The 26,096-nt window shown below is 72.3% G+C and carries 24 protein-coding genes and 2 pseudogenes; 8 read left to right on the top strand and 18 right to left on the bottom strand.

The annotated features are described in order from the left end of the window. Positions 1 to 6 precede the first annotated feature (6 nt). Positions 7 to 1,248: an ROK family protein gene (locus AB0E91_RS21605; protein WP_361784137.1), complete on the bottom strand. Its 1,242-nt coding sequence runs from the start codon at positions 1,246 to 1,248 to the stop codon at positions 7 to 9. A gap of 45 nt (positions 1,249 to 1,293) precedes the next feature. Next, a pseudogene (locus tag AB0E91_RS21610) lies at positions 1,294 to 1,960 on the bottom strand (alpha-ketoglutarate-dependent dioxygenase AlkB). 106 nt (positions 1,961 to 2,066) lie between these two features. On the opposite strand from AB0E91_RS21610, the gene AB0E91_RS21615 reads away from it, so the two are divergent. Further along, a complete protein-coding gene (locus tag AB0E91_RS21615) occupies positions 2,067 to 3,200 on the top strand; it encodes a methyltransferase (RefSeq protein WP_361784603.1) in 1,134 nt (377 codons plus the stop codon). Here AB0E91_RS21615 and AB0E91_RS21620 read toward each other — a convergent pair. From AB0E91_RS21620 to AB0E91_RS21640, 5 genes are all read right to left on the bottom strand, one after another. Next, positions 3,187 to 4,056 carry a class II fructose-bisphosphate aldolase gene (locus tag AB0E91_RS21620; protein WP_361784140.1) on the bottom strand — a complete coding sequence of 290 codons (870 nt, stop codon included), beginning with the start codon at positions 4,054 to 4,056 and terminating at the stop codon, positions 3,187 to 3,189. The genes AB0E91_RS21615 and AB0E91_RS21620 overlap by 14 nt on opposite strands. A 21-nt stretch (positions 4,057 to 4,077) precedes the next feature. Further along, positions 4,078 to 4,953 (bottom strand): sugar isomerase, encoded by an 876-nt coding sequence (locus tag AB0E91_RS21625; RefSeq protein ID WP_361784143.1) that lies wholly within the window; start codon positions 4,951 to 4,953, stop codon positions 4,078 to 4,080. Between the two features lie 105 nt (positions 4,954 to 5,058). Further along, positions 5,059 to 5,724, bottom strand: coding sequence for a response regulator transcription factor (locus AB0E91_RS21630; protein ID WP_361784146.1), 666 nt, complete (start codon positions 5,722 to 5,724; stop codon positions 5,059 to 5,061). Next, positions 5,721 to 6,941, bottom strand: a complete 1,221-nt coding sequence (locus AB0E91_RS21635) for a histidine kinase (protein WP_361784149.1) — start codon at positions 6,939 to 6,941, stop codon at positions 5,721 to 5,723. The genes AB0E91_RS21630 and AB0E91_RS21635 overlap by 4 nt, the downstream gene beginning before the upstream one ends. A 121-nt stretch (positions 6,942 to 7,062) precedes the next feature. Continuing rightward, positions 7,063 to 7,761: a TetR/AcrR family transcriptional regulator gene (locus AB0E91_RS21640; protein WP_361784152.1), complete on the bottom strand. Its 699-nt coding sequence runs from the start codon at positions 7,759 to 7,761 to the stop codon at positions 7,063 to 7,065. A gap of 114 nt (positions 7,762 to 7,875) precedes the next feature. On the opposite strand from AB0E91_RS21640, the gene AB0E91_RS21645 reads away from it, so the two are divergent. Then, positions 7,876 to 8,346: a nitroreductase family deazaflavin-dependent oxidoreductase gene (locus AB0E91_RS21645; RefSeq protein ID WP_361784155.1), complete on the top strand. Its 471-nt coding sequence runs from the start codon at positions 7,876 to 7,878 to the stop codon at positions 8,344 to 8,346. 61 nt (positions 8,347 to 8,407) lie between these two features. On the opposite strand, the gene AB0E91_RS21650 is transcribed toward AB0E91_RS21645, so the two are convergent. Continuing rightward, positions 8,408 to 9,679, bottom strand: coding sequence for a geranylgeranyl reductase family protein (locus tag AB0E91_RS21650; RefSeq protein WP_361784158.1), 1,272 nt, complete (start codon positions 9,677 to 9,679; stop codon positions 8,408 to 8,410). A 185-nt stretch (positions 9,680 to 9,864) separates the two neighbouring features. Here AB0E91_RS21650 and AB0E91_RS21655 point away from each other — a divergent pair, with 185 nt between their 5' ends. Continuing rightward, positions 9,865 to 11,220 carry a dipeptidase gene (locus AB0E91_RS21655; RefSeq protein ID WP_361784161.1) on the top strand — a complete coding sequence of 452 codons (1,356 nt, stop codon included), beginning with the start codon at positions 9,865 to 9,867 and terminating at the stop codon, positions 11,218 to 11,220. 49 nt (positions 11,221 to 11,269) lie between these two features. Here the strand turns inward: AB0E91_RS21655 and AB0E91_RS21660 are convergent, their stop codons facing one another. After that, entirely contained in the window at positions 11,270 to 11,713 is a 444-nt protein-coding gene (locus AB0E91_RS21660) for a MarR family transcriptional regulator (RefSeq protein ID WP_361784164.1), read from the bottom strand. 98 nt (positions 11,714 to 11,811) lie between these two features. Here AB0E91_RS21660 and AB0E91_RS21665 point away from each other — a divergent pair, with 98 nt between their 5' ends. Then, positions 11,812 to 12,735, top strand: coding sequence for a zinc-binding dehydrogenase (locus AB0E91_RS21665; RefSeq protein ID WP_361784167.1), 924 nt, complete (start codon positions 11,812 to 11,814; stop codon positions 12,733 to 12,735). A gap of 5 nt (positions 12,736 to 12,740) precedes the next feature. Here AB0E91_RS21665 and AB0E91_RS21670 read toward each other — a convergent pair whose 3' ends face one another. Both AB0E91_RS21670 and AB0E91_RS21675 read right to left on the bottom strand, forming a co-directional pair. After that, positions 12,741 to 13,781: an NUDIX domain-containing protein gene (locus AB0E91_RS21670; RefSeq protein ID WP_361784170.1), complete on the bottom strand. Its 1,041-nt coding sequence runs from the start codon at positions 13,779 to 13,781 to the stop codon at positions 12,741 to 12,743. Between the two features lie 130 nt (positions 13,782 to 13,911). Further along, on the bottom strand, positions 13,912 to 14,103 hold the full coding sequence (locus tag AB0E91_RS21675) for a hypothetical protein (protein WP_361784173.1): 192 nt from the start codon (positions 14,101 to 14,103) through the stop codon (positions 13,912 to 13,914). A gap of 196 nt (positions 14,104 to 14,299) precedes the next feature. Between AB0E91_RS21675 and AB0E91_RS21680 the strand changes: the two genes are divergently transcribed. Beyond that, positions 14,300 to 16,330, top strand: coding sequence for an NPCBM/NEW2 domain-containing protein (locus tag AB0E91_RS21680; RefSeq protein ID WP_361784176.1), 2,031 nt, complete (start codon positions 14,300 to 14,302; stop codon positions 16,328 to 16,330). Between the two features lie 180 nt (positions 16,331 to 16,510). Here AB0E91_RS21680 and AB0E91_RS21685 read toward each other — a convergent pair whose 3' ends face one another. Then, positions 16,511 to 16,657 (bottom strand): hypothetical protein, encoded by a 147-nt coding sequence (locus AB0E91_RS21685; RefSeq protein WP_361784179.1) that lies wholly within the window; start codon positions 16,655 to 16,657, stop codon positions 16,511 to 16,513. A gap of 1,021 nt (positions 16,658 to 17,678) precedes the next feature. Continuing rightward, entirely contained in the window at positions 17,679 to 18,236 is a 558-nt protein-coding gene (locus AB0E91_RS21690) for a hypothetical protein (RefSeq protein ID WP_361784182.1), read from the bottom strand. Positions 18,237 to 18,553: 317 nt separating this feature from the next. On the opposite strand from AB0E91_RS21690, the pseudogene AB0E91_RS21695 reads away from it, so the two are divergent. Together AB0E91_RS21695 and AB0E91_RS21700 are read left to right on the top strand one after the other, a co-directional pair. Then, positions 18,554 to 18,787 (top strand): annotated as a pseudogene (locus AB0E91_RS21695) (hypothetical protein); the annotation flags it as partial. A 380-nt stretch (positions 18,788 to 19,167) separates the two neighbouring features. Continuing rightward, entirely contained in the window at positions 19,168 to 19,938 is a 771-nt protein-coding gene (locus AB0E91_RS21700) for a hypothetical protein (RefSeq protein ID WP_361784185.1), read from the top strand. On the opposite strand, the gene AB0E91_RS21705 is transcribed toward AB0E91_RS21700, so the two are convergent. Both AB0E91_RS21705 and AB0E91_RS21710 read right to left on the bottom strand, forming a co-directional pair. Continuing rightward, complete coding sequence (locus AB0E91_RS21705; protein ID WP_361784188.1) at positions 19,927 to 20,193, bottom strand: hypothetical protein; 267 nt, start codon at positions 20,191 to 20,193, stop codon at positions 19,927 to 19,929. The genes AB0E91_RS21700 and AB0E91_RS21705 overlap by 12 nt on opposite strands. A 216-nt stretch (positions 20,194 to 20,409) precedes the next feature. Further along, positions 20,410 to 21,366: an ROK family protein gene (locus AB0E91_RS21710; protein WP_361784191.1), complete on the bottom strand. Its 957-nt coding sequence runs from the start codon at positions 21,364 to 21,366 to the stop codon at positions 20,410 to 20,412. Positions 21,367 to 21,498: 132 nt separating this feature from the next. On the opposite strand from AB0E91_RS21710, the gene AB0E91_RS21715 reads away from it, so the two are divergent. Continuing rightward, positions 21,499 to 22,635 (top strand): LacI family DNA-binding transcriptional regulator, encoded by a 1,137-nt coding sequence (locus AB0E91_RS21715; RefSeq protein WP_361784194.1) that lies wholly within the window; start codon positions 21,499 to 21,501, stop codon positions 22,633 to 22,635. An 82-nt stretch (positions 22,636 to 22,717) separates the two neighbouring features. Here the strand turns inward: AB0E91_RS21715 and AB0E91_RS21720 are convergent, their stop codons facing one another. From AB0E91_RS21720 to AB0E91_RS21730, 3 genes are all read right to left on the bottom strand, one after another. Further along, entirely contained in the window at positions 22,718 to 24,001 is a 1,284-nt protein-coding gene (locus AB0E91_RS21720) for an aldolase/citrate lyase family protein (RefSeq protein ID WP_361784197.1), read from the bottom strand. A gap of 198 nt (positions 24,002 to 24,199) precedes the next feature. Beyond that, positions 24,200 to 25,162: an electron transfer flavoprotein subunit alpha/FixB family protein gene (locus AB0E91_RS21725; RefSeq protein WP_361784200.1), complete on the bottom strand. Its 963-nt coding sequence runs from the start codon at positions 25,160 to 25,162 to the stop codon at positions 24,200 to 24,202. A gap of 51 nt (positions 25,163 to 25,213) precedes the next feature. After that, positions 25,214 to 25,999: an electron transfer flavoprotein subunit beta/FixA family protein gene (locus AB0E91_RS21730; RefSeq protein ID WP_361784203.1), complete on the bottom strand. Its 786-nt coding sequence runs from the start codon at positions 25,997 to 25,999 to the stop codon at positions 25,214 to 25,216. Between the last annotated feature and the right edge of the window lie 97 nt (positions 26,000 to 26,096).

The following is a 26,096-nucleotide window of genomic DNA, read 5'->3' on the forward strand; positions in this document are numbered from 1 at the left end:
GGAACGTCAGCCGAGCGTGCCCAGCGGGTCGTCCAGCACCGGCTGCCAGGCGAGTTCGGCCGCGCCGACCAGGCTGTCGTGGTCCAGGGTGCAGGGGAGGATGGGCACGCCGCCACTCTGACCGCCCCAGAGGCTGCGCTCGGCGACCACCGCGCGGAGCCGGTCGGGGTCGGCCTCCAAGAGGGTGCGGTGTAGTCCGCCGAGGATGATGCGGTCCGGGTTGAGGATGTTGACCAGACCGGCGAGTCCCAGGCCGAGGCGGTCGATCAGGGTCTCGGCGGCACGGCGTACTGCCGGTTCGTCGTAGCGGGTGCGCAGCAGGTCGGTCGCCTGCTGGAGCAGGGAGACCTCGGGGCCCGGGTCGAGGCCCGCCTCGACCAGCAGGGCCAGTGGGTCGGCCTCGACGTCGAGACAGCCCCGGCTGCCGCAGTGGCAGGGGCGGCCCTCGGGGTTGACGGTGAGGTGTCCGACCTCCAGGGCGAGGCCCGAACTGCCGGTGTGCAGACGGCCGTCGAGGACCAGGGCCCCGCCGACGCCCCGGTGTCCGGTGGCGACACAGAGCAGGTCCCGGGCGCCCTGTCCCGCGCCGTGCCGGTGCTCGGCGAGGGCCGCGAGGTTGACGTCGTTGCCCGCGAAGGCGGGGCCGGTGATCCCGGCGGCGCGCACGCACTCCACGAAGATCCGGCGCACCGGCTCGCCCACGGGCCAGGCCAGGTGCAGCGGGTTGAGGGCCAGCCCGTCGGGCTCGGCGACGGCGGAGGGCACGGCGAGTCCGGCACCGACACAGCGGCGGCCGGTCGCGCGCAGCAGCTCCGCGCCCGCCTCGACGACGGTTCCGAGCACCTTGGCCGGGTCGGCGTCCACGGTCTCGCAGCCGGGCGTGGTGGCCACGATCCGGCCGCCGAGGCCGACCAGCGCGGCCCGGAAGCCGTCGGCGTGGATCTGCGCCGCGAGCGCGACCGGGCCGTCCTCGGCGACCTCGAGCCGGTGCGAGGGGCGCCCCTGGGAGCCCGAGGCCGCGGCGGGCCGCGCGTCGACCCGGATGAGGCCCAGCGCCTCCAGCTCGGCGGCGACCGCCCCGGCCGTGGCGCGGGTGACGCCCAGCTCGGCGGTGAGGACGGCACGCGTCGGCGCCCGGCCCGTGTGCACCAGCTCCAGCGCGGGGCCGAGGGCGCCGCGCCCACGGTCGAGACGCGCTCTCGTGGTGGTCTCTTCCCCCGCCTTCCGGGGCTCCGCCATGCCGCTCATGAGGGCGAGTCTCCCATGATCCGGGCCGCTCGTGGCGGGGTGCGCTCACCCGGCGGAGGACGCCAGTCCACTCACCCGCAGTGTGATGTTCAACCGCCCGGTGAGCCCCAGCCCGGAAGGTGCCGTACCCGGCCGTACGCGCGGCACACCGTGGTACGCGAGCCGGGAGGGCCCGCCGAAGACGAACAGGTCCCCGCTCCGCAGGTCCACGTCGGTCCAGGGCCGGTTCCGGGTCCCTGTGTTGCCGAAGCGGAACACGCAGGTGTCCCCGAGGCTCAGCGACACCACCGGCGCGTCGGAGCGCTCGTCGGCGTCACGGTGCATCCCCATGCGGGCGTCCGCGTCGTAGAAGTTGATCAGTGCGATGTCGTACGGCTCTCCCGGGAGCGCGGCCGGGCCCAGCGCGTCGGCGACGGCTCGGCGGGCCAGTTCGTCCAGCCGGGCCGGGAAGGGCTTCACCGGGGAGCCGTCGCCGTCGACCGCCGTGAGGGCGTAGCCGTAGGGGTACCAGTGGTGGCCGAGGCAGACCTGCCGGGCGGTCATCGTGCCGCCGCCGGGGGTGCGCACCGTGCGCAGCCCGGCCGGTGGACGCGCCCACTCGCGGCAGGAGGCGAGGAGCGCGCGCTGCTCGTCCGCGTCCAGCCAGTCCGGGACGTGCACGGCGCCCGGGGCGACCGCGTCCCGCTCGCGGGGGGAACAGTTCCGCGTCCATGCGTCCCATCCTGCCCGACGGGTTCACGCGTCCCGTCCTGCCCGACGGCCGACCCGACCTTGCCTGAGCTGCGGCTCGGCTAGCCTGGTGGGCGATGAACGACCGTATGACGACTCCGTGGGGCGAGCTCGACCTGTCCCGCTTCCCCGACGACCCCCGCGACCGGCTGCGTGCCTGGGACGCCTCCGACGCCTATCTGCTGCGGCATCTGGCCGAGGAAGGGGTGGACCTGTCGGGCGAGGTCGTCGTCCTGGGCGACCGCTGGGGCGCACTGGCGACGGCGCTCGCCCCGCACCGGCCCGCGCAGATCACCGACTCCCACCTGGGCCAGGAGGCGACCCGCGCGAACCTGGCGCGGGCCGGTGTCGAGCCCGGTGCGGTGCGCCTGCTGACCACGCAGGACCCGGTGCCGGAGCGGGTGGACGTCCTGCTCGTGCGCGTGCCGAAGAGCCTGGCGCTCCTGGAGGACCAGCTCCACCGGCTGGCCCCCGCCGTGCACGCGGGGACGGTGATCGTCGGCACCGGCATGGTGAAGGAGATCCACACCTCCACGCTCCAGCTGTTCGAGCGGATCCTGGGCCCGACCCGCACGTCACTGGCGCGGCAGAAGGCCCGGCTGATCTTCTGCACCCCCGACCCGTCGCTCGCGCGGCCCGCGAACCCGTGGCCGTACGAGTACGCGCTGGAGGAGGGCATCGGCGCCGTCTCGGGACGCCCGGTCGTCAACCACGCGGGCGTGTTCTGCGCCGACCGGCTGGACATCGGCACCCGGTTCTTCCTCGGGCACCTGCCGGCTCCGCGCGGCCGCCGAATCGTGGACCTGGGCTGCGGCAACGGCGTGGTGGGTACGGCGATGGCGCTGGCCGACCCGGACGCCGAGGTGCTGTTCGTGGACGAGTCGTTCCAGGCGGTCGCCTCGGCCGAGGCCACGTACAAGGCCAACGGGGTGCCGGGGCATGCCGAGTTCCGGGTCGGGGACGGTCTTGCCGGGGTGGCGCCGGGCAGTGTGGATGTGGTGCTGAACAACCCGCCGTTCCACTCCCACCAGGCGACGACGGACGCGACGGCCTGGCGGATGTTCACCGGGGCCGAGCGCGCGCTGCGGCCGGGCGGTGAGCTGTGGGTGGTCGGGAACCGGCATCTGGGCTACCACGTGAAGCTGAAGCGGCTGTTCGGGAACTGTGAACTGGTCGCGAGCGACCCGAAGTTCGTGGTGCTGAAGGCCGTCAAGAACGGCTAGTGGGTGCCGTGCCGAGGACGCCGATGATCCGGGCGACCTCGGCGGCCATCGCCTCCCGGCCCGCGCCGAGGTAGCCACGGGAGTCGACGGCCCCGGGGCGTTCGGTGAGATGGCGGCGGACGGCTCCGGTCAGGGCCGCGTTGAGCGCGGTGCCGACGTTGACCTTGCCGATGCCGCCAGCGACCGCTCCGGCCAGCGCGTCGTCCGGCACGCCGGAGGAACCGTGCAGGACGAGCGGGACGGGCAGGACGGCCGAGAGCCGTCGCAGCAGCGTCTGGTCGAGGGTGGCGGTGCGGGTGGTCATGGCGTGCGCGCTGCCGATGGCCACCGCGAGGGCGTCCACTCCGGTGTCCGCGACGAATGCGAACGCCTCGTCGGGATCGGTACGGGCGCCCGGCGCGTGCGCGTCCAGCGGCGGCCTCCCGCCCTTGCCGCCGATCTGCCCCAACTCGGCCTCGATCCAGAGCCCTTGGCCGTGAGCCCAGATGGCCGCGGCACGGGTGGCGGCGAGGTTGTCGGCGTACGGCAGGCCGGAGGCGTCGTACATCACCGAACTGAATCCGGCCTCCGGGGCCCGGCGCAACAGGTCGTCGTCCTGGACGTGGTCGAGGTGCAACGCGACGGGTACGGAGGCGTGTTCGGCGGCCGCGCGCGCGGCTCGGGCCAGCGGCAGCAGTCCGCCCGTGCGGAACGTGACGGTGTTCTCGCTGACTTGGAGGACCACGGGCGCCCGCGCTGTCTCGGCGCCGGCGACGACGGCCTCGATGTGTTCCAGGGTGACGATGTTGAAGGCGGCGACGGCGGAGCCGGAGCGGGCCGCCCGGGTGATCAGTTCACCGGTGGTGGCGAGGGGCACGGTGTCTCCCTTCCGGTGCCGTCAGGGGGCGAGGATCACCGAGCGGGTGAGGTGGCGCGGCCGGTCGGGGTCGAGTTCCCGGACGGCGGCGACGGCGAGGGCGAGCCGCTGGGCGCGGACGAGTTCGGCGAGCGGGTCGAGGGTGCCGTCGATCCAGCGGGCGCCGGTGCGGCGGACCTGCTCGGCGAGACCGTCGGGAGCCGGGCCGAACATCCAGGTGGCGGTGCCCGAGGTGCTGACACTGACCGGCCCGTGCCGGTACTCCATCGCCGGGTACGCCTCGGTCCAGGACAGTGACGCCTCGCGCATCTTGAGCGCGGCCTCCTGGGCGAGTCCGGTGGTCCAGCCACGGCCGAGGAAGGTGAACTCCTCGCAGTGAGCGAGCCCTTCGGGCAGCGGAGACGCGAGCGCGGTGCGCGCGTCCGTGACGACGGCGGGGGTGTGCAGGCCGAGGTGGGCGCGCAGCAGGGTGAGCACGGTGGTGGCGAACCGGGTCTGCACGACGGAGCGTTCGTCGGCGAAGTCGAGGACGATCAGGTCGTCGGCGACCTCCTTGACGGGGGTGGCCGGATCGGCGGTGATCGCGGTGGTCGGCGTACTCAACTCGGCGAGGAGGGAGAGCACTTCGGTGGTGGTGCCGGAGCGGGTGAGGGCGATGACGCGGTCATAGGCGCGTCCGCGCGGGAACTCCGAGGCGGGGAAGGCGTCCGTCTCCCCCTGCCCGGCGGCCTCGCGCAGGGCCGCCGCGGACTGGGCCATGAAATACGAGGTGCCGCAGCCGGTGATCGCCACGCGCTCCCCCGGCGCGGGCAACACATCGGCGTACCGGGCCACTTCGACGGCCGCGCGGGTCCAGCACTCGGGCTGGCTGTTCAGCTCGTGCTCGGCATGGCTCATGCCACGTCCTCCCCCTTGCTGATCGCTCCCGACGGTACAGCGGCCGTTCGCGCGCCTTCAAGGAGCGTGCGCGGTACGGCGGTTCAGCCGGGCCGTACGACTCGCTCAGCCGAGCCAGCCAGGCCGCACGAGCCCGGACTCGTAGGCGAGGACGACGAGTTGGGCCCGGTCGCGGGCGCCGATCTTGACCATGGCGCGGCTGACGTGGGTCTTGGCGGTGAGCGGGCTGACGACCAGGCGGCGGGCGATCTCCTCGTTGGACAGGCCGATGCCGACGAGTGCCATCACCTCGCGCTCCCGTTCGGTGAGGCGGCCGAGGGCGTCGGCGGTGGCCGGTTCCTTGGAGCGGGCGGCGAACTCCGCGATCAGCCGGCGGGTGACGCCGGGCGACAGCAGGGCGTCCCCGTCGACCACGGCCCGTACCGCGCGCACGAGTTCGTCCGGCTCGGTGTCCTTGACGAGGAAGCCGGAGGCGCCTGAGCGGATCGCCTCGAAGACGTACTCGTCGAGTTCGAAGGTGGTCAGCATGATCACCTTGACGTCGGCGAGGGCGGGGTCCCCGGTGATGCGCCGGGTCGCGGCCAGACCGTCCAGCACCGGCATGCGGATGTCCATCAGGACGACGTCGGGCCTCAGTTCGCGCACCCGGCGCAGTGCCTCCGCGCCGTCGGCCGCCTCCCCGGCGATCACGATGTCCGGCTGTGCGCCGAGCAGCGCCCCGAACCCGGCCCGGACGAGGGACTGGTCGTCGGCGAGCAGGACCCGGATCACGGCGTCTCCCTTGTCCGCGCGGGAAGGACGGCGAGCACGCGGAAGCCTCCGTCGGCGCGCGGTCCGGCCTCGATGGTGCCGCCCAGCGCGGCGGCGCGCTCGCGCATCCCGGCGAGTCCGTTGCCGGTGCCGCCCGCGTCGGCGCCGGTGGCGGGCCCGTCGTCGTCCACGGTGAGGCGCAGCTCGTCCGCGCCCTGTGCGAAGCGTACGCGCGCGTGCCGGGAGCCCGAGTGGCGTACGACGTTGGTGAGGGCCTCCTGGAGGATGCGGAAGGCGGCCAGGTCGGCGCCGGGCGGCAGGTTCGGGGGCGCGCCCCGGACCTCGACGGTGAGTCCGGCGGCGGCCGCCTGCTCGACCAGTTCGGGCAGCCGGTCGAGACCGGGAGCGGGGGCGCGCGGGGCGGCGCCGGGGGCGCGCAGGGTGTCGAGGACCTGGCGCACCTCGCCGAGCGCCTCCTTGCTGGCGGCCCGGATGGTGGTGAGCGCGGTGCGGGCCTGCTCGGGGTCCTTGTCGAGGAGCGCGAGGCCCATACTGGCCTGGACGTTGATGACGGAGATGCTGTGCGCGAGCACGTCGTGCAGTTCGCGGGCGATCCGCAGCCGTTCCTCGTCGGCGCGGCGCTGGGCGGCGCGGGCGCGGTCCGCGCGTTCGCGCGCCCACTGTTCGCGCCGGACCCGGGCCAGTTCGGCCACGGCGACCACGGCCGCGACCCAGGTGGCGGCGACGATCTCCTGCCCGGCGCTCGCGCCGGAGTCCCCGGCCGGCGGGAGGTAGCGGTGGAGCCAGAGCGCGATCAGCAGATGCCCCGCCCAGAGCAGGCCGAGCGCGGCCCACGCGGCACGCCGGTGCCCGGCAACGGCCGCGCTGAAGCAGCCGACCGCGACGGTCAGGAACACGGGCCCGTAGGGATAGCCCGCGGCCAGGTAGGCCAGGGTGATGACAGAGGTGGCGAAGGCGACGGCCACCGGATGGCGGCGCCGCCACAGCAGGACGGCCGAGGCGGCGACCAGCAGCACGCGCCCGGCGACGTCCGGTGCTTCGCGGTGCGGCTGGGCGTGCGCGGCGAAGGACGATCCGGCGAGCACGACGGCGGTGATGAGCAGGGTGGAGAGCCAGGGCCACCGGGCGGCCCGGGTACCGGACTCGGGGTCGCCGTCGTTCCGGTGCCACCAGGGCGGTCCGTACCGCCACCACCCGGGTCCGTGCTGCTCTTCCATGCCTGCCACGCTAGACGCCGCCGGGGTGCGCGGGCGTCGGCCGAGCGTGGTGATCACGGGTACTCCCCGGGGAGTACGGCAAGCGGCCCCGAGGAGTACGGAAGACCGGGCCGAGGGGCCCTCACGCCCCCGTCAGCCCCACGCCCTCCCCCAGCCGCCCCGCCGCGTACCGGAAGAGCTCCGCGCGGTCGGTCACCATCCTGTTGAACTGCCCGAACACCTCGAACCCGACCAGTCCGAACAGCTGGGACCAGGCCGCCACCAGCGCGGGCGCGGCCTCGGGCGGCAGGGCCGGGGAGATGTCGGCGGAGAGGCGTTCGGCCTCGGGGCGCAGCTCGGCGGGCAGGGGCGGGAGCGGGGTGCCGGTGCCGTCCCGGTGGGCGTCGCCGACGATGCCGACGAGGAGCAGTCCGACCCGGGAGGCGGCGGGGACGGTGGTCGGGGGCGCGGCGTAGCCGGGTACGGGTGAGCCGTAGATGAGCGCGTACTCGTGGGGGTGGTCGAGCGCCCAGGCCCGTACCGCCTCGCAGACGGTGGTCCAGCGGTGCAGCGGGGCCGTGTCGTCCGGGAGGGCCGCGTGGGCGGTCTCGGCGGCCTCGCCGAGGGAGTCGTAGGCGTCGATGATCAGGGCGGTGAGCAGGTCGTCGCGGCTCGGGAAGTAGCGGTAGAGCGCGGAGGAGACCATGCCCAGCTCGCGTGCCACGGCCCGCAGGGAGAGCTTGGCGGCGCCCTCGGCGGCGAGCTGTCTGCGGGCCTCGTCCTTGATGGCGGCGGTGACCTCGGTCCTGGCCCGCGCGCGGGCGCCCTGTGTGCTGCTCATGCGACGAGTCTGCCATGGAACGAGAGCGGTGCCCACAAAAGAGAGCATCGCTCTTGCGCGAGAGCACCGCTCTCGGCACACTGGAGGAAAGCGAGAGCACCGCTCTCCCACAGCATGGGGGTCGTCATGTCGTCTTCGTCGTCGCCGTACTACATCCAGGGCAGTCCGATGGCCGTCCGCTTCAACAACGTCATCGGCCGGCTCGCCCGGTACGGACTCAGCTTCGCGGGCAGCGCCGAGCTGTCGGTGCGGGGCCGCAAGAGCGGCGTCATGCAGCGCATCCCGGTCAACCCGCACACCTACGAGGGCGGGCAGTATCTGGTCTCCGCGCGCGGCCACTCCCAGTGGGTGCGCAACATGCGGGCGGCGGGCGGCGGGGAGCTGCGGGTCGGCCGGAAGGTGCGCACGTTCACGGCGGTGGAACTGCCGGACGCCGAGAAGGTGGCCGTCGTACGGACCTACCTGGAGCGCTGGGGCTGGCAGGTGGACACGTTCTTCGCGGGCGTGACCGCCAAGTCCTCCGACGCGGAGATCCTGGCGGCCGCCCCCGACCATCCGGTGTTCCGGATCACCGTCGCGGACTGACGGTTCCTTCGAAACCGGTCACGGCGTCCTCGGCGCCGGTCACGGCGTCCTCGGCTGCCCGTCACTCATCGGCTGCCCGCCGCTCATCGACGAGGTCCTCGTCCGCGTCCGCCAGGTCCGCCGCGTGCCCCCGGTCGAGGAGGGCGATGGTGCGCTGGGCGAGCGGGCGGGACCTGACCATCTCGCCGAGCGAGGACGCGCCGCTCGTGATGTCCCTGAACGCCCTCCAGGCCGGGCGGAAGCCGGTCAGGCCGGCGTGGAACAGCCCGGGACGGCGCTCGAACGCGGCCAGCAGCCGCTTGCCGACGCTCATCTCCACCCCGAGGCCCGCCTTGACGGCGAAGGCGTAGTTCAGCGCCTGACGGCGGGTGTCCACCGCGTCGTGGGCCTCGGCGATGCGCACCGCCCACTCCCCCGCGAGCCGGCCCGAGCGCAGCGCGAAGGAGATGCCCTCACGGGTCCACGGCTCGAGAAGTCCCGCCGCGTCGCCGCAGACCAGCACCCGGCCCCGGGAGAGCGGGGAGTCCTCGGCGCGGCAGCGGGTCAAGTGCCCGGAGGAGACGCTCGGTTCGAACCCGGCGAGGCCGAGCCGGGCGACGAAGTCCTCCAAGTACCGCTTGGTGGCGGCGCCTTCGCCGCGCCGGGAGATCACGCCGACGGTCAGGGTGTCGCCCTTGGGGAAGACCCAGCCGTAACTGCCGGGCAGCGGGCCCCAGTCGAGGAGCACCCGGCCCTTCCAGTCCTCGGCGACGGTGTCCGGCACCGGGATCTCCGCCTCCAGGCCGAGGTCGACCTGGTCCATCTTGACGCCGACGTGGGCTCCTATCCGGCTGGCGCTGCCGTCGGCGCCGACGACCGCGCGGGCCAGGACCGTCTCGCCGCCCTGGAGCACCACGGCGACCGTGCGCCGGTCCGGGACCGCCGAGCCGTGCTGCTCGACGCGCTGCACGGTGGCGCCGGTGCGCAGTTCGGCGCCCGCCTTCTGCGCGTGCTCGACCAGCTGCTGGTCGAACTCGGGCCGGTTGATGAGCCCGAACAGCATCTGCTTCGAGCGCCGGGTGCGGGTGAAGCGGCCGTTGTGCGTGAACGTGACCGCGTGCACCCGGTCCTTGAGGGGCAGTTCGAAGCCGGGCGGCAGCGCGTCGCGGGAGGGGCCGATGATGCCGCCGCCGCAGGTCTTGTAGCGGGGCAGTTCGGCCTTCTCCAGCAGGAGCACCCGCCGTCCCGAGACCGCCGCCGCGTAGGCGGCCGAGGCCCCCGCGGGTCCCGCGCCCACCACGACGACGTCCCAGACCCGCTGCACGCCGTCCGCCGAAGAGTTCTCGCCGCTCACGATGGTCTACCGCTCCGATCCAGCCGATGCCGCTCTCCCGGGCTCCCGGCCGCACCGGAGCGGGGAAACCCATGTCATCCGGCATCCTACGGCGATCACCGCCGAGGCCCACTGTGGGAGGATCGGGGGTATCCCAGCAGTTCAACGTCGCGTAAACAGCGTCGCACCCACGAGGAGCGTGCCCCATGCCGTCGATTCCGGTCGCCGAGACCGTCGCCTCGCTCATGCCCCGCGCCAAGGCGGAGCTGACCGAGCTGGTCGCCTTCAAGTCGGTGGCGGACTTCGCGCAGTTCCCGAAGAGCGAGAGCGAGGGCGCCGCGAACTGGATCGCGGACGCGCTGCGCGCCGAGGGCTTCACCGACGTGGCGCTGCTCGACACCCCGGACGGCACCCAGTCCGTGTACGGCTACCTGCCCGGTCCCGAGGGCGCGAAGACCGTCCTGCTCTACGCCCACTACGACGTGCAGCCGCCGCTGGACGAATCCGCGTGGACGACTCCGCCGTTCGAGCTGACCGAGCGGAACGGCCGCTGGTACGGACGCGGCAGCGCCGACTGCAAGGGCGGCCTGATCATGCACCTGCTGGCGCTGCGCGCCCTCAAGGCGGACGGCGGTGTCCCGGTCGGCGTCAAGGTGATCGTGGAGGGCTCGGAGGAGCAGGGCACCGGCGGTCTGGAGCGCTACGCCGAGCAGCACCCCGAGCTGCTCACGGCGGACGCCATCGTCATCGGCGACGCGGGCAACTTCCGCGTCGGCCTGCCGACCGTGACCAGCACCCTGCGCGGCATGACGCTGGTCCGCGTCCAGGTCGACACCCTCACCGGGAACCTGCACTCGGGCCAGTTCGGCGGCGCCGCCCCGGACGCGCTCGCCGCGCTGATCCGGGTCCTGGACTCGCTGCGCGCCGAGGACGGCTCGACCACGGTGGACGGCCTCGCCGCCGCGGAGCACTGGGACGGTCTGGAGTACACCGAGGAGCAGTTCCGCTCGGACGCCAAGGTGCTCGACGGGGTCGGCCTGATCGGCGACGGCTCGGTGGCGGACCGCATCTGGGCCCGTCCCGCCGTCACGGTCCTCGGCATCGACTGCCCGCCGGTCGTCGGCGCCACCCCGTCGGTGCAGTCGACCGCCCGCGCGCTGATCAGCCTGCGCGTGCCGCCGGGCACGGACGCCGCCGAGGCCTCCAAGCTGCTCCAGGCCCACCTGGAGACCCACGTGCCGTGGGGCGCCCGGGTCACCACCGAGCAGATCGGCAGCGGCCAGCCCTTCCGCGCCGACACCACCAGCCCGGCCTACCAGGCGATGGCCACCGCCATGGCCGCCGCCTACCCCGGCGAGACCATGCAGTACGCCGGCCAGGGCGGCTCCATCCCCCTCTGCAACACCCTCGCCGCCCTCTACCCCCAGGCCGAGATCCTCCTGATCGGCCTCAGCGAGCCCGAGGCCCAGATCCACGCGGTCGACGAGAGCGTCTCCCCCGAGGAGCTGGAGCGCCTCTCGATCGCCGAGGCGCTGTTCCTCCAGGAGTACGCGGCGAACTGACCCGCCTTCCGACGGCCCCCGGCGCGCGATGTCGCCGGGGGCCGCTCCCTTACGCCTCGTACAACCGCCCGAGCAGCCGCAGGAGCTGACGGCTCTCTTCGGCGCCTAGCGGTGCCAGGAGGTCGGCGTTGGCTTGCTCGGCCAGCTCCGCGCAGCGCTCCAGGGTCTTCAGCCCCGCCGGGGTCACCCGCACCGCGTTCTTGCGCCGGTCTCCGGGGTCGGGTTCGCGCACCGCGAGTCCGGCGTCCTCCAGGTGATTGAGCACCAGGACCACGTCCTTGGCGTCGAAGCCGAGACGGCGCACCAACTCCGCCTGGGCGAGCGGCCCGTACTCGGCGACCGCCGCGAGCACCGCGTGCTGCGGCAGCTTCAGCCCCTCCCCGGCGATCGCCTCGGCGACCAGCCTCCGCCCTCGCGCGGCCACCCGCCCCAGCAGCCAGCTCGGCATGGACTGGATGTGGGCGAGAGGGCCCGGGCCTTCGGTGCGCGTCATGGCGGCAGCGTAGCCAGAATTCATTGGACTTCCCAACGATGCCCTCTCTAGCCTCAATTCCGTTGGACTTCCCAACGACTTGATGCCTGGAGGTGTCCATGCGCCGCGTCCGGTACGAGGTGAACGGCGGTCCGGAGGTTCTGTTCGCCGAGGAGGTGTCCGCTCCCGAGCCGGGACCGGGCGAGCTGCTGGTGCGTACCGAGGCGATCGGGGTCACGCTGCCCACCGTTCGCAAGGTGCGAGAGGGGACGGAGGCGGGACCGCTGGGGGGCGACGTGGCGGGGAGGGTCGTCGCCGTGGGTCAGGGCGTCACGGGATTCGCCGTGGGCGACCGGGTCACCGGTCTCTGCTTCTCCGACGCGTACGCCGAACTCGCCGTGCTACACGAGCAGATGGCCTCGCATATCCCCCCGGAGGCGACCCCCGTCGAGGCGGTGGCGGTCGTCCGCAGCGGACTGGTGGCACGCGGCGCCTACGAGGCGGCCCGCCCCCGCGCGGGCGAAGCCGTACTCGTCACGGCAGCGGCCAGCACGACCGGCGCGCTCGCCCTCCAGTACGCGCGAGCCGGCGGCGCCTCCCGCGTGGCCGCCGCGGTGAGCAGCCTCGAAAAGGCCGACTTCGTCCGCTCGTTGGGCGCCGACGAGGTCGTCGTCTACGCGGACGAGAACTGGGGCGAGCCGGTGGACGTGGTGCTCGACGGAGTGGGCGGCGACGTTCTCCGCCCCGCCATAAGCGCACTCGCTCCCAACGGACGCCTGATCGCCTTTAGTTCGGGCGGTGGAACGATCGACGCCTACGAACTGCTGGTCAGAAGCGCCTCGGTGATCGGCTTTCAGATGGCACGCATCGCCCGCACCGAGCCCGAGCTGTACGCACGATGGCTGGCCGAACTCTGGGATCTGTACGTCCAAGGGGCCCTGCGTCCCAGCGTGTTCGCCCGCATCCCCCTCGCGGACGCGTCTCACGCCCACCGGATCATCGAGTCCCGCCGCAACCTAGGCAAGGTGGTCCTGATCCCGTAGACGGATCACCCCACCGGCGTCCCCGCCTCCAGATAGATCGCCGCCCCCCGCTCGCGCGCCCGCAGGGCCCAGCGGAGGCGTTCGTAGCGGACCGGGGGGAGCATCGTGGCGGCCTCGTGTTCGGAGGCGAAGCGCCAGGCGCGGAGTTCGGGGCCGGGGAGGTGGACGCGGGAGGCTTCGGCCGGGTCGAGGCGGCCGCCGTCGAAGAGGAGGCGCAGGCCGCCGTAGCGGGGCGGGTCGGGGCGTTCCCAGTCGACGACGAGCAGCCGGGGGACCTCGCGCAGCCGTATGCCGGTCTCCTCGGCTACCTCGCGCATCCCGGCGCGGGCGGGGGCCTCGCCGGGTTCGACCACTCCGCCGGGGAACTCCCAGCCGGGCTTGTAGGTGGGGTCGACGAGGAGCACCTTGTCGTCCTCGTCGAAGAGGAGCACCCCGGCCGCCAGGGTCTCGGCGGTGGGCTCGGGGGTCTGCACGATGTCGCAGGGGCGGGCCGCGCCGCTGCCGACGGCCTCGGTGACCCGCAGGGCCGCCTCGTACGGCGTGAGGGAGCCGGTGTCGATCGGATACGCGTCGGCCGCGAGCCAGGAGACGAGGGCGGCGCGGTAGGGCTCGATGTGGTCGTAGGACCACTGGCGCACCCGTATCTCGCCGTCGGGGTCCGGCGGTATCTCCCGGCCGGCTATCCGCGCGCGCAGGATCGTTTCGGCCGGGGCGAGGACCAGGTGGCGCACGGAGATGCGGCGGGCGGCGAGACCGCCGAAGATCTCGTCGCGGTACTCCTGGCGCAGCAGGGTCATCGGCACGACCAGCGTGCCGCCCAGCTCGGCGAGCATCGCGGCCGCCGTGTCGATCACCAGGCGGCGCCAGATCGGCAGGTCCTGGAAGTCGCCGACCTCGGCCAGGTGCTTGGTGGGCAGCAGGCGGGACAGCTCCGCGCCGATGGTCTCGGGGTCGAAGAGCGTGCTGTTCGGGATCAGTTCGATCAGTTCCCGTGCGGTGGTGGTCTTCCCCGCACCGAACGCGCCGTTGATCCAGACGACGGTCACGGTTCCCCCTCTTGTGTTGGCCCCCTGGGGCTTGCCCGTTCCACCCTGCCACGGAAACCACGCCCAGTTGAGGGCGCACAGCACGGCGCCGGCACCCCTTCCGCGGGGACACCGGCGCCGTGGGGGCGGGTCACGCCGTACCGAACGTGCCCTCGTCCAGGTCCAGGCTCTCCTGGCTGACGAGGTGGTCGACCGTGCCCAGGGTGTCGGTGACCCTGAGGTCCTTGACCACGCCGTCCTCGTTCGCGTGGGACGGAGTGATGGCGGCCACGACGAATCCGGTGGCGAGGCTGGCGATGGCGAGCATGCTGCGCTTCTTCATGACCTGATCAACTGCCGGAGCGCCGAGGAGTCACGCGGATTCGCCCGCGAAGCCCGCACCGAAACCCACACAACCGAACGGCTGATACCCGTTTGTCACGAGGCTTCCAACACAGTCCCACACGTTCTACCGTAATCGCGCACTGCTGACACGAACATGCCGTCACCCGCGCACGCGAGTCGGAGGAACGTGGACGATGCGTCACCCCCACACGTACAGATCCCGCAGATCCGGTGTCACAGCGGTCGGCGCGCTCGCCGCCGCGCTGCTGGTGAGCGCGGCCGCGCTCACCGCGCCCGCCGCCGCGACTCCCGTACGAAGTCCGGCCGCGGCCGCGGACGACAGCCTCGCCCCGACCCCTCCCATGGGCTTCAACAACTGGAACTCCACCCACTGCCGGGCCGAGTTCGACGAGACCATGGTCGAGGGCATCGCGGACCTCTTCATCGACAAGGGTCTGAAGGACGCCGGTTACCAGTACGTCAACCTGGACGACTGCTGGGCACTCCCGAACCGGGACGCGAACGGGCAGTTGGTGCCCGACCCCACCCGATTCCCCCACGGAATCAAGGCAGTTGCCGACTACGTCCACGCCAAGGGACTCAAGCTCGGCATCTACACCAGCGCGGGCACCAAGACCTGCGACAACACGGGATTCCCCGGCGCGCTGGGCCACGAGGCAAGTGACGCACGGCAGTTCGCGGAGTGGGGCGTCGACTACCTCAAGTACGACAACTGCAACAACCAGGGTGTCGACGCCCGCCAGCGCTACCGCACCATGCGCGACGCCCTCAGGGCCACCGGGCGCCCCATCGTCTACAGCATCTGCGAATGGGGCGAGAACAAGCCCTGGGAGTGGGCGAGCGACGTCGGCCAACTCTGGCGCACCACCGGTGACATCAGCGACAACTGGGGCTCGATGCTGTCGATCCTCAAGCAGAACCTGCCCCTCGCACCCTATGCCGGTCCGGGCCACTGGAACGACCCCGACATGCTGGAGGTCGGCAACGGCGGCATGACGGACACGGAGTACCGCTCCCACTTCTCCCTCTGGTCGATCATGGCCGCGCCGCTGCTGATCGGCACGGATCTGCGCAAGGCGTCCGCCGAGACCCTCGACATCCTCGGCAACAAGGAGGTCATCGCGGTCGACCAGGACCCGCTGGGCCGCCAGGGCACGGTCGTCTCCTCCGAGGGCGGCCGGTGGGTCGTCGCCAAGGAGATGGCGGACGGCAGCCGGACGGTCGCCCTCTTCAACGAGTCCGCGACCGCCCAGCACATCGCCACCAGTGCGTCGGCCGTGGGTCTGCCCAAGGCCGCGGGCTACACCCAGCGCGACCTCTGGCGGCACCGGAGCCTCAACACCTCCGGCACCATCGCCGCGACCGTCCCGGCCCACGGCACCGTCCTGCTGCGGGTGTCGGCCGACGGCCACTGGGCGGCCCATCCCCCGGCCACCGAACTCGGCGTGACCCAGCAGCCGTTGGTCGAGGCGGGCACCCCGGCGACGCTGACCACCACCCTCACCGACCTGGGCCGTACCACGGCCCACCGGGTGTCGGTGTCCCTGACCGGCCCCGAGGGGTGGCGCGTACGCGCGGAATCCCCGACCCGGGCCGGGACGCTCGCACCGGGCCGCTCCCTGCGCACCCGATGGCGTGTGACGGCCCCCGAGGGCACCCCGACCGGCCCCTACGCCCTTTCCCTGCACGCGAGTTACCGCTCGGCCGCCGGAACACCGGTCACCGACGTCCTCCCGCTGACCGCCGACGTGGTGGTACGGCCCCCGTCCGGCACCTCGTACCTCAGCGACCTGCCCTGGATGTCGGCCACCGGCGGCTGGGGCCCGGTGGAACGCGACACCAGCAACGGGGAGAGCGCGGCGGGCGACGGCAACCCGCTCACCATCGGCTCGGTGACGTACGCCAAGGGACTCGGCACCCACGCGCCCAGCGACATCACCTACTACACGGGCGGCCGGTGCACGAAGATCACCGCCGAGGTGGGCGTCGACGACGAGAAGGGCACCAGGGGCACGGTCGCCTTCGAGATCCGGGCGGACGACACGAAGGCCGCCTCGACGGATGTCCTGACCAACACCCTCCCCGCCCAGCCGCTCACCGCCGACGTCACCGGCGCCCGGGTCGTCCACCTCGTCGTCACCGACGGCGGCGACGGCATCGACTCGGACCACGCGGACTGGGCGGACGTGCGGGTGACCTGCTGAGGAACGAAAGTTCACCGCGGTCCCGCCCGTGAGCCCGTGAGCGAGCCGCCGCCCCCTGCCGCACTCCGGCCGGGGGCGGCAGCTCTGCCACGCGGCACCCGATTGACCGGTCCGGCGTCCCGCCCTGTCCGTGAAACCGACTCTGCGTTCGCGCCGGACAGCAGGGGCGTGCCGTACGCGTCACAACGCAGGCGCTCCCCGGCGAGATCCGAAGGATTCGGCCCGTTCGCGGCGTTGCAGGATGTAGAGGTCCCAACTGTCGGGATCGCCGATGCGGACGAACAGCTTCGGGTGCTCGATGGTCCCGAACACCTCCCAGGCATCCATGGGGCAACCGTCGACGGACACCTCCACCGTCTGGGACCGCGGTCCGGTACCCGGGTCGTACTCCCACGTCCCGGGCGCCCGTGCACGTGTGCACCACAGGTTCGAAGGAGTCGTCGAAGTCGAACGTCTCGACGCGGGTCGCCGTGGCGCTGCCGTCCGCGGCGAGGATGAGCGTGCCGCCCTTTCCGTCGGACCACGTCCCGGCGACCCTTTCCGCGCCCAGCAGTGGAGGCTCGTAACCGATCCCGGCGTACAGCGCGATGCCGGCGAGCACGCCGACGGCAACAGCGAGTGCGCCGTACAGCGCCACTCGACCGAACATCGCGCCGCCGGAGAGTCGCGGACGGTCCGGCAGCAGCAGCCTTCGCGCAACCAGCGCCGTGACGGCAAGCATCCCCGTCACCGCGAACCATCCGCCGAGGCCAGCCAGGACACCGGCCTCGACAAGAATCGCCACCATCAGGGCCAACGGAGCCGATCCGGCTGCCGCCGAAGCCGGAACCCACCACCACGCCTCGCGCCCCGAGATTCGGCGCCCGAGCCATCCGGCCACGACCAGAAGCGGCATCACCACGCCGATCGACAGCAGGGCGGCCACAACGGCTCCGGCCGCCGCCACGAAGGGCGCCACCAGAATCAGCAGGACGCCCTCCAGCGAGTTGTAGGGCAGGCCCGGGCTCTCCTGGGCCGTCTCCCACACCTCAAACGCGATCGCCCCGATGACCGCCTCGACGAACAGCACTGACATCGAAGCCGTCAGCACCGCGCCGAACCTGTCCCTCACGCGCGCCTGCGGCTGCCTCGACTCCGGCGTTTTTGAACGCATTCAAATCCCCTCCCGCGCCGCATCCTCCCCCACACGAGAACGGTTCCTGCAACCGGGCCCCAGCGGGCGCCGCCCCACACCAGAGTCCGGCCCGAGAGCTGGGCGACAGATCACGGTCGACGACCGACTGACGGTCTCCGACTCCGAGTTGGCCGCGTACCGGATGTCGCCGCCCTACCGGTCGCGGAATACGGGCTAAACGGTCACATGGGCGTAGACCAAGGGCGCGGCAGCGTCGGTCTCGTCGACGGTGAGCAGGGCCTCGCCGGCCTTGTCGCCCGGCTCGGGGATGTCCGCGTAGACGCCGGCAAGATGCCCCCTGGTCCCGATCTTCCAAGGAAGCCCGACGGAGTCGATGTCGTCCTGGTCCAGGACGGCGTTACCGGACGCCAGGTCCCCGGTGGTCTTGCCCATTGACGTGACGAACTCCTTGAGGCCTTCGGGGGTGGTACGGAAGCGCAGATAGATGTCCTGGCTGTCTTCCGCGCTGCCGTCACCTGGAACCACCAGGTAGGAGGCGTCCCGGGCACCGGCCGGCACCGCGAGCCGGAAGGTCTTCTGGAGCGCGGCGCCGGGAACGCCCTGCTTCACCGCCGCGGTCCCGGAAGACGCCGCGGGTACCCCCGGCGTGGCGGACAGCACCGGCCAGACCACCACAGTGACGGCGGCTGGCAGCAGCACACCGCACAGCACGAGCAGCAGCGGGACGACGGCTCCTCGCAGGACGCGCTCCTGGCGCGCGGTGTCCGGCATCACGGCTTCTTCCTCATCCTGGATGATCCCCAGACGTCATAGTCCCGGGCCAATCCCACGGTGCGCGGGTGAGTGATCTCCGGCTGCGCAACGTAGTCGTCCAGCAATCCGGGGATCTTGATCTTCAGGTTGGACCAGCGTTGGCGGTCAGGCAGCCAGTCGTCGTCAGCGGCAGAAGTCCTCATGGCCAGGAAAGTAGTCCCGTCGCCCAGGCCGTGTTTTTGAAAGTGGGCTTCGCCCTCGTCTCGCATCGCGATGATCTGGATGTGAGGCGAGGGGACCTTTCTGACGAGCAGTGGGTGGTGCTGGAGCCGCTGCTGCCGACCAGGCCGCAGGCCCGAGCGGACGCAGTTGGGCTGATCACATGGGAAGTGAACGTCGACTCCACGATGTGCCGGGCACATCAGCATGCTGCGGGTGCCCGTCGGAACGGAGGGGCCCAGAAGGAGCCGCCGGGCGGGATCGGCGAGGAGCCCGACGACCACGGTCTGGGCCGGTCCCGGGAAGGTTTCACCACCAAGATCCATCTGGCCCGCGATGACCCATCAGGTCGTGAACGACCTCCCGAACGGAATCAAGGCGAATCCAGCGGTCTCCCAATTGACCGGCCTGGCAAGGGCGTTGATCTCTCCGGTAGCTTACCTACTCCCCGGTTGCAACGAACTGACATCCCTATCGGTCCATGAGGACTGCCCAGACGCGCGCGAGGCACTTCGCCTCATCCACGACCTGGGGACGCCGGAGCTGCCGAACTCCTGGAGGCCGCACGTGAGATCCGTCCGCGACACGGACGCAGTGATCTCGCCGTCCCGGAGGTACCCGAGCCTGTTCCGCCTGCCCCGGAACCACCGCGGCCAGGCCGGCGGAGGCGCCTCAGTTTCACTGAAGCGGCTGAGCGCGCCGTCTCCGACCTGGAAGGAACCTGAACCAAATGGACGGCCTGGTCTTCGGCCTGTGCGCTCTGATCGGCTTGGCGGGCACCGTGCTCTCAGCTCAGGAAGCCTGGCGTCAGCGTGACCGAAGCGACTACCGCGTAGCCCGTTTCACCCGAGCCCTGGCCATCGGCATCTGCACGGTGGGCGTCACTCTCGCCGTGCCGGCGACAGAGGACGTGATCGAGTCTGCGACCGGCATGAACAACGCCGCCAAGCTCGGGGCGCACATCTGCGCAGTCGTATGGTGCGGCAGCCTTCAGCTCATGCTCGTGGACTGGTCCTACAACCACGAGGTGTTGAAGGCCAGTCTGTACGCACGTGTCGCGTTCGCGGTGTGCGTCCTGGCTGCGATGCTGCCCCTGTTCGTCGGCACCACCGACGAGACAGTGGAGTTCACGACCGAGTTCGCCGCGGTGCCAGGCGTCACCGCCTACCTCATGGTCTATCTGGGCTACGTGGCGATCACCTGCGGCGAGATCGCGTTCCTGTGCACCGGGATGGCTCTCGCTGCCCGGCGCGCAGGACACGCCTGGACGGCTCGCGGCCTCGCCCTGTCGTCGATCTCCGCGCTCCTCGGGGTGGCCTACGCCGCCGGCAAGGGGTCATACCTGGTGACCCACTACCTGGGTCACCCATGGCCGCTGCGGTACGAGGAGATCGTCTCCCCACTCCTGGCCGGGCTCGCCGTGATCTCACTGATCACGGGGCTGACCATGGCGATGGTGGGCAGACGGCTCACATCGCGGGTGACGGTGTCAGCCACCTGACATGCCGGACAGCCCGCGCCAGTGAAGGACGACTCGCCCCGGCTCGATCGTCCTGATCCCGCGGGCGCTCGCGGGGAACACCACGATCTTCTCCAAAAAAAGCAGCGTGATGCCTCTCTTCGACGCGGTGGGTGCGATGTTCCACCACTTCACCAGGTCCTTGATGTCCTGTTTGAGGTTCTCAACCTGCGCGTGTACGGCGGCCTGGACCTTCGCGATCCGGGCTCGGATGCCGGGCTTGAGGAGTTCCGCCACGCCGCTCTCTCCGACGCGGTCCTCCCACAGCTCGGCATCAATCCGGACCTCACCGCAGCCGCCGTGCCCGTTCCTGTCCCTCGGGCGACAGCGGTATCCGGGCGTACCCCGGGAGGAAGCCGGTCCAAGGCCACCTGGTCATCGCCCGGCCGCGCACCGGGAGACGGGCCGCGTCGCCCGCCTCCCCGGACCGGCACGACAGGGGCCTGGCGTCCCTCAGACCCCCGCAGCCGTAGCGTCCGGCCTGCGGCTCAGCGCCGCCGCAGCGGCCCCCACCAACCCCGCGTCGGTCCCCATCTGCGCGGGCGCGACCGTCAACCGCTGGACGAACGACAGCGTCGCGTAACTCGCGAGCGCCTTGCGCAGAGGAGCGAAAAGGACGTCGCCCGCCTTCCCCACACCCCCGCCGATCACGGCGATGTCGATCTCGACGAGGGTCGCGGTGGCGGCGATGCCGGCGGCGAGGGCCTGGGCGGCGCGTTCGAAGGCGGCGACGGCGACCGGGTCGCCCGCGCGGGCGGCGGCGGCGACGGCGACGGCGGAGGTGTCGCCGTCGGGGCCCGGCCGCCAGCCCTGTTCCAGGGCGCGGCGGGCGATGTTGGGGCCGCTGGATAGGCCCTCGACGCAACCGCGCGAGCCGCACGGGCACAGTTCGCCGTCCAGGTCGACGCTGATGTGGCCGATGTGACCGGCGTTGCCGGTGGGGCCGGGGTGCAGTCGGCCGCCCAGGACCAGGCCGCCGCCGACGCCCGTGGAGACCACCATGCACAGCGCGTTGTCGTGGCCGCGCGCCGCGCCCTGCCAGTGCTCGGCCGCCGTGATGGCCACGCCGTCGCCGATCAGCTCCACCGGCAGGCCGCCCCCGGTCGCCGCGCGCACCCGCTCCACCAGCGGGAAGCCGCGCCAGCCCGGCACGTTGACGGGGCTGACGGTGCCCGCGGAGGCGTCCACCGGTCCGGCGCTGCCGATACCGATGGCCTCGGCGCGGGACCACAGCGGCGAGGCGGCCAGCTCGGCCAGCACCTCCTCGACCGCGCGCATAACCGTTTCGCCGTCCTCGCGGGCGGGCGTGGCACGCTGCGTACGCGTGTGAATCCGGCCGTCGCCGTCCACCAGCGCGCCCGCGATCTTGGTGCCGCCGATGTCCAGCGCAGCCACGAGGTCGGTGTGCATCAGTGTCAGGTCTCCCCGTCGAGCCGTGAGATGGAGCGAAGCCGGAAAACGCCCCCGACCGGTCATGACGGACCTGGACCGGGGACGGCGGTGGACAGTCTCTCGCGCACCTGACAACGTTGTCCAGGCTCTATGCTCGACGCCACATGCTCGTACCGGCCCCGACCGGGGCACCGGCCAGTGAAGACCACGGACGACAGGACAGGACAGCGCATCGTGCCCGAGACCACCCGCGGAGCAGAACGCGCCAACGGCACCGGCCGTTACGGCAACCGGCCCACCATGAAGGACGTGGCCGCGCGGGCCGGAGTGGGGCTGAAGACGGTCTCCCGCGTAGTCAACGGCGAGCCCGGCGTCACCCCGGACACCGAACGCCGCGTACAGGAGGCCATCGAGGCCCTGGGCTTTAGGCGCAACGACAGCGCGCGCGTGCTCCGCAAGGGCCGTACGGCGAGCATCGGCCTGATCCTGGAGGACCTCGCGGACCCGTTCTACGGCCCGCTCAGCCGCGCGGTCGAGGAGGTGGCCCGCGCCCACGGCGCCCTGCTGATCAACGGCTCCAGCGCCGAGGACCCGGACCGGGAGCGCGAGTTGGCGCTCGCGCTGTGCGCGCGGCGGGTGGACGGGCTCGTGGTGATTCCGGCCGGGGACGACCACCGTTATCTGGAGCCGGAGATAAGAGCGGGCGTGGCCACCGTCTTCGTGGACCGTCCTGCCGCGTGCATCGACGCGGACGTGGTGCTCTCCGACAACTTCGGCGGCGCCCGCGACGGGGTGGCCCATCTGATCGCGCACGGCCACCGCCGGATCGGCTTCATCGGCGACATGCCGAACATCCACACCGCCGCGGAGCGGCTGCGCGGCTACCGGGCCGCCATGGAGGACGTGGGGATACCCGTCGAGGACGACTGGATGTCCCTCGGCGCCACCGACCCGGAGCGGGTCCGCCGCGCGGCCGAGGAGATGCTGACCGGGCCCTCGCCGGTGACCGCCATATTCACGGGCAACAACCGGGTGACCGTCACCGTGATCCGGGTGCTGGCCGCGCACGCGCGCCCGGTCGCCCTGGTCGGGTTCGACGACTTCGAGCTGGCCGACCTGCTCCAGCCCGGGGTGACGGTCGTCGCGCAGGACTCGGCCGCCCTGGGCCGTACGGCCGCCGAGCGGCTGTTCCGGCGGCTGGACGGCGCACTCGTGGCGCCCGAGCGGATCGAGCTGCCGACCCGGCTGATCGAGCGGGGCTCGGGCGAACTGCCCCCGGCGGACTGAGCTTCCGGCACTCGGCCTCCGGTGTCGGGCCTCTCGTGCCGGGCTTCCGTACCGGCCTCCCGTACCGGGCTTCCGCCCGCGCTCAGGCCGGGCGGCCGCCGGGGGCCGCGTAGGACTCCAGGTCGCCCCGGCCGAGCCCGGTCAGAGTGGTGACCTCGGCGGTGTCGAGGGCACCGCAGTCCAGGCCGCGCAGGAGGTAGCCGCCGAGGGCCCGGGCGGTGGCGGGCTCGTCCATGACGTCGCCGCCCGCGCGGGCGGCGTAGCGGGCGAGCCGGTCGGCGGCGCGTTCGAATCCCTCGCGGTAGAAGGCGAAGACGGCCGCGTAGCGGGTCGGCAGATGGCCGGGGTGCATGTCCCAGCCCTGGTAGTAGGCGCGGGCGAGGGCCCGGCGGACGAGGTCGTGGTGCAGCCGCCAGGCCGCGTGGACCTGCTCGGCGGGGCCGACCGGCAGCACGTTGGTGGAGCCGTCGGACAGGCGTACGCCGGTGCCCGCGGCGGCGACCTGCATGACCGCCTTGGCGTGGTCGGCGGCGGGGTGGTCGGGGGCCTGGTGGGCGGCGGAGACGCCGAGGGCGGCGCTGTAGTCGAAGGTGCCGTAGTGGAGCCCGGTGACGCGGTCCTCGCCCGCCTGGATCATGCGGGCGACGGTCGCGGTGCCGTCGGCGGCGAGGACGGCCTGGCTGGTCTCGATCTGGATCTCGAAGCCGAGGCGTCCCCGGTCCAGGCCGTGGGTCTCCTCGAAGGCATCCAGCAGCCGCGCGAACGCGGTGACCTGCTCGGCGTACGTCACCTTGGGCAGCGTCAGCACCAGCCCGTCCGGCAGACCGCCCGCCGCGAGCAGGCCGGTGAGGAAGACGTCCAGGGTGCGGATGCCCCGCTCGCGCACCCCGGCCTCCATGCACTTGACGCGGATACCGGTGTACGGCGGCGCCGTGCCCTTCTCGTACGCCTCGGCGATCAGCCGCGCGGCCCGGGCGGCCGCCTGGTCCTCCTCGTCGGAGGGGCGGATGCCGTAGCCGTCCTCGAAGTCGACCCGGAGGTCTTCCACCGGTTCGCGCTCCAGTTTGGCGCGGACGCGGGAGCACACGGCGTCGGCGAGCTGCGCGGGCAGCCCCAGGACCGCCGCGAAGGATTCGGCGTCGGGCGCGTGCCGGTCGAGGGCCGCGAGGGCGCTGTCGCCCCAGGCGCGCGGGGTGTCGGGGGCGAAGGCGTCGGCGGGGACGTAGACGGTGTGGACGGGCTGCCGGGTGCCGGGGTCGCCGGGGTAACGGCGGGCCAGGTCGGCGTCGACGGGGGCGAGGAGGGCGCCGACGCGTTCCGCCACCGAGTCCGCGAGGCTGGTCCTGACCTTCTCCTGCCCGTCCATCCACACCCTCCCTCTCGCGCGGTACGGAACCGGACGGGTCCGCGCGCCGAAGCTATCCGGGGTGATTCTCGCTGGTCAACACCCTCCGGTCCTGGTCAACACCCTCCGGGCGGGGCGGGAAACGCGGAACCCCCGCGACCGGGGCCGGTCGCGGGGGTTCCGTGGACAAGGGTGCACACGGGCGCACTCTCGCGGGGATCAGCCCTTGCGGGTCTTGATCTCCTCGGTGAGCTGGGGGACGACCTCGAAGAGGTCGCCGACGACGCCGTAGTCGACCAGGTCGAAGATCGGGGCCTCGGGGTCCTTGTTGACGGCCACGATCGTCTTGGAGGTCTGCATGCCGGCGCGGTGCTGGATGGCGCCGGAGATGCCGTTGGCGATGTAGAGCTGCGGCGAGACGGACTTGCCGGTCTGGCCGACCTGGTTGGTGTGCGGGTACCAGCCGGCGTCCACGGCGGCGCGGGAGGCGCCGACGGCCGCGCCGAGGGAGTCGGCGAGCGCCTCGATGATGCCGAAGTTCTCCGCGCCGTTGACGCCACGGCCGCCGGAGACGACGATCGCGGCCTCGGTCAGGTCCGGACGGCCGGTCGACTCGCGCGGGGTGCGGCCGGTGACCTTGGTGCCGGTGGCCTTCTCGGAGAAGGTGACCGACAGGGCCTCGACGGCACCGGCGGCCGGGGCGGCCTCGACGGCGGCCGAGTTCGGCTTGACCGTGATGACCGGGGTGCCCTTGATGACGCGGGACTTGGTGGTGAAGGACGCGGCGAACACCGACTGGGTGGCCACCGGGCCCTCGTCGCCGGCCTCGATGTCGACGGCGTCGGTGATGATGCCGGAGCCGGTGCGCAGCGCGAGGCGGGCGGCGATCTCCTTGCCCTCGGCGGAGGACGGCACCAGCACGGCGGCCGGGGACACGGCCTCGACGGCGGCCTGGAGCGCGTCGACCTTCGGGACGACGAGGTAGTCGGCGTACTCGGACGCGTCGTGCGTCAGGACGCGGGTCGCGCCGTGCTCGGCAAGGGTGGCGGCGGTGTCGGCGGCGCCGTTGCCCAGCGCGACCGCGACGGGCTCGCCGAGACGGCGGGCCAGCGTCAGCAGCTCCAGGGTGGGCTTGCGGACGGCACCGTCCACGTGGTCGACGTAGACAAGGACTTCAGCCATGGGATTGGTCTCCTGCGTAACGAAGTTGAGGGGAGGTCTGGGCGCGGGGCCTTAGATGAACTTCTGGCCCGCGAGGAACTCGGCGAGCTGCTTGCCGCCCTCGCCCTCGTCCTTGACGATCGTGCCCGCGGTGCGCGCCGGGCGCTCGGCCACGACCTCGACCTTGGTGTACGCGCCGTCCAGACCGACCTCCTCCGCCTCGATGTCGAGGTCGGACAGGTCCCAGGACTCCACCGGCTTCTTCTTGGCCGCCATGATGCCCTTGAAGGACGGGTAACGGGCCTCGCCGGACTGGTCGGTGACGGACACGACCGCCGGGAGGGAGGCCTCCAGCTGCTCCGAGGCGGTGTCGCCGTCGCGACGGCCCTTGACGGTGCCGTCCTCGACCGAGACCTCGGACAGCAGCGTCACCTGCGGCACGCCGAGACGCTCCGCGACCAAGGCGGGTACGACGCCCATGGTGCCGTCGGTGGAGGCCATGCCGGAGATCACCAGGTCGAAGCCGGCCTTCTCGATCGCCTTGGCCAGCACCAGCGAGGTACCGAGGGCATCGGTGCCGTGCAGGTCGTCGTCCTCGACGTGGATCGCCTTGTCGGCGCCCATCGACAGGGCCTTGCGCAGCGCGTCCTTGGCGTCCTCGGGGCCGACGGTCAGCACGGTGACCTCGGCGTCGTCGGCGTCCTCCGCGATCTGGAGGGCCTGCTCGACCGCGTACTCGTCCAGCTCGGAGAGCAGACCGTCCACGTCGTCGCGGTCGACGGTCAGGTCATCGGCGAAGTGCCGGTCGCCAGTGGCGTCGGGCACGTACTTCACAGTGACAACGATCCTCAAGCTCACGCCGGCTCTCCTACTGCATCGTCTATTTCCGGGCTGCCTCTTGAAGGCAGCATAGGCGCCTCAAGCGGCCTGTCCCGGTCGGGGCGTCGGTGCGCTC

The organism is Streptomyces sp. NPDC026659 (assembly GCF_040638245.1).
Classification (GTDB): Bacteria; Actinomycetota; Actinomycetes; order Streptomycetales; family Streptomycetaceae; genus Streptomyces.

Coding starts and splice junctions, on each gene's coding strand:
- AB0E91_RS21605 (WP_361784137.1), bottom strand. CDS start 1,248: ATGAGCGGCATGGCGGAGCCCCGGAAGGCGGGGGAAGAGACCACCACG.
- AB0E91_RS21615 (WP_361784603.1), top strand. CDS start 2,067: ATGACGACTCCGTGGGGCGAGCTCGACCTGTCCCGCTTCCCCGACGAC.
- AB0E91_RS21625 (WP_361784143.1), bottom strand. CDS start 4,953: ATGAGCCATGCCGAGCACGAGCTGAACAGCCAGCCCGAGTGCTGGACC.
- AB0E91_RS21635 (WP_361784149.1), bottom strand. CDS start 6,941: ATGGAAGAGCAGCACGGACCCGGGTGGTGGCGGTACGGACCGCCCTGG.
- AB0E91_RS21640 (WP_361784152.1), bottom strand. CDS start 7,761: ATGAGCAGCACACAGGGCGCCCGCGCGCGGGCCAGGACCGAGGTCACC.
- AB0E91_RS21645 (WP_361784155.1), top strand. CDS start 7,876: ATGGGGGTCGTCATGTCGTCTTCGTCGTCGCCGTACTACATCCAGGGC.
- AB0E91_RS21655 (WP_361784161.1), top strand. CDS start 9,865: ATGCCGTCGATTCCGGTCGCCGAGACCGTCGCCTCGCTCATGCCCCGC.
- AB0E91_RS21660 (WP_361784164.1), bottom strand. CDS start 11,713: ATGACGCGCACCGAAGGCCCGGGCCCTCTCGCCCACATCCAGTCCATG.
- AB0E91_RS21665 (WP_361784167.1), top strand. CDS start 11,812: ATGCGCCGCGTCCGGTACGAGGTGAACGGCGGTCCGGAGGTTCTGTTC.
- AB0E91_RS21675 (WP_361784173.1), bottom strand. CDS start 14,103: ATGAAGAAGCGCAGCATGCTCGCCATCGCCAGCCTCGCCACCGGATTC.
- AB0E91_RS21680 (WP_361784176.1), top strand. CDS start 14,300: ATGCGTCACCCCCACACGTACAGATCCCGCAGATCCGGTGTCACAGCG.
- AB0E91_RS21685 (WP_361784179.1), bottom strand. CDS start 16,657: ATGGATGCCTGGGAGGTGTTCGGGACCATCGAGCACCCGAAGCTGTTC.
- AB0E91_RS21690 (WP_361784182.1), bottom strand. CDS start 18,236: ATGCCGGACACCGCGCGCCAGGAGCGCGTCCTGCGAGGAGCCGTCGTC.
- AB0E91_RS21700 (WP_361784185.1), top strand. CDS start 19,168: ATGGACGGCCTGGTCTTCGGCCTGTGCGCTCTGATCGGCTTGGCGGGC.
- AB0E91_RS21710 (WP_361784191.1), bottom strand. CDS start 21,366: ATGCACACCGACCTCGTGGCTGCGCTGGACATCGGCGGCACCAAGATC.
- AB0E91_RS21715 (WP_361784194.1), top strand. CDS start 21,499: ATGCTCGACGCCACATGCTCGTACCGGCCCCGACCGGGGCACCGGCCA.
- AB0E91_RS21720 (WP_361784197.1), bottom strand. CDS start 24,001: ATGGACGGGCAGGAGAAGGTCAGGACCAGCCTCGCGGACTCGGTGGCG.
- AB0E91_RS21725 (WP_361784200.1), bottom strand. CDS start 25,162: ATGGCTGAAGTCCTTGTCTACGTCGACCACGTGGACGGTGCCGTCCGC.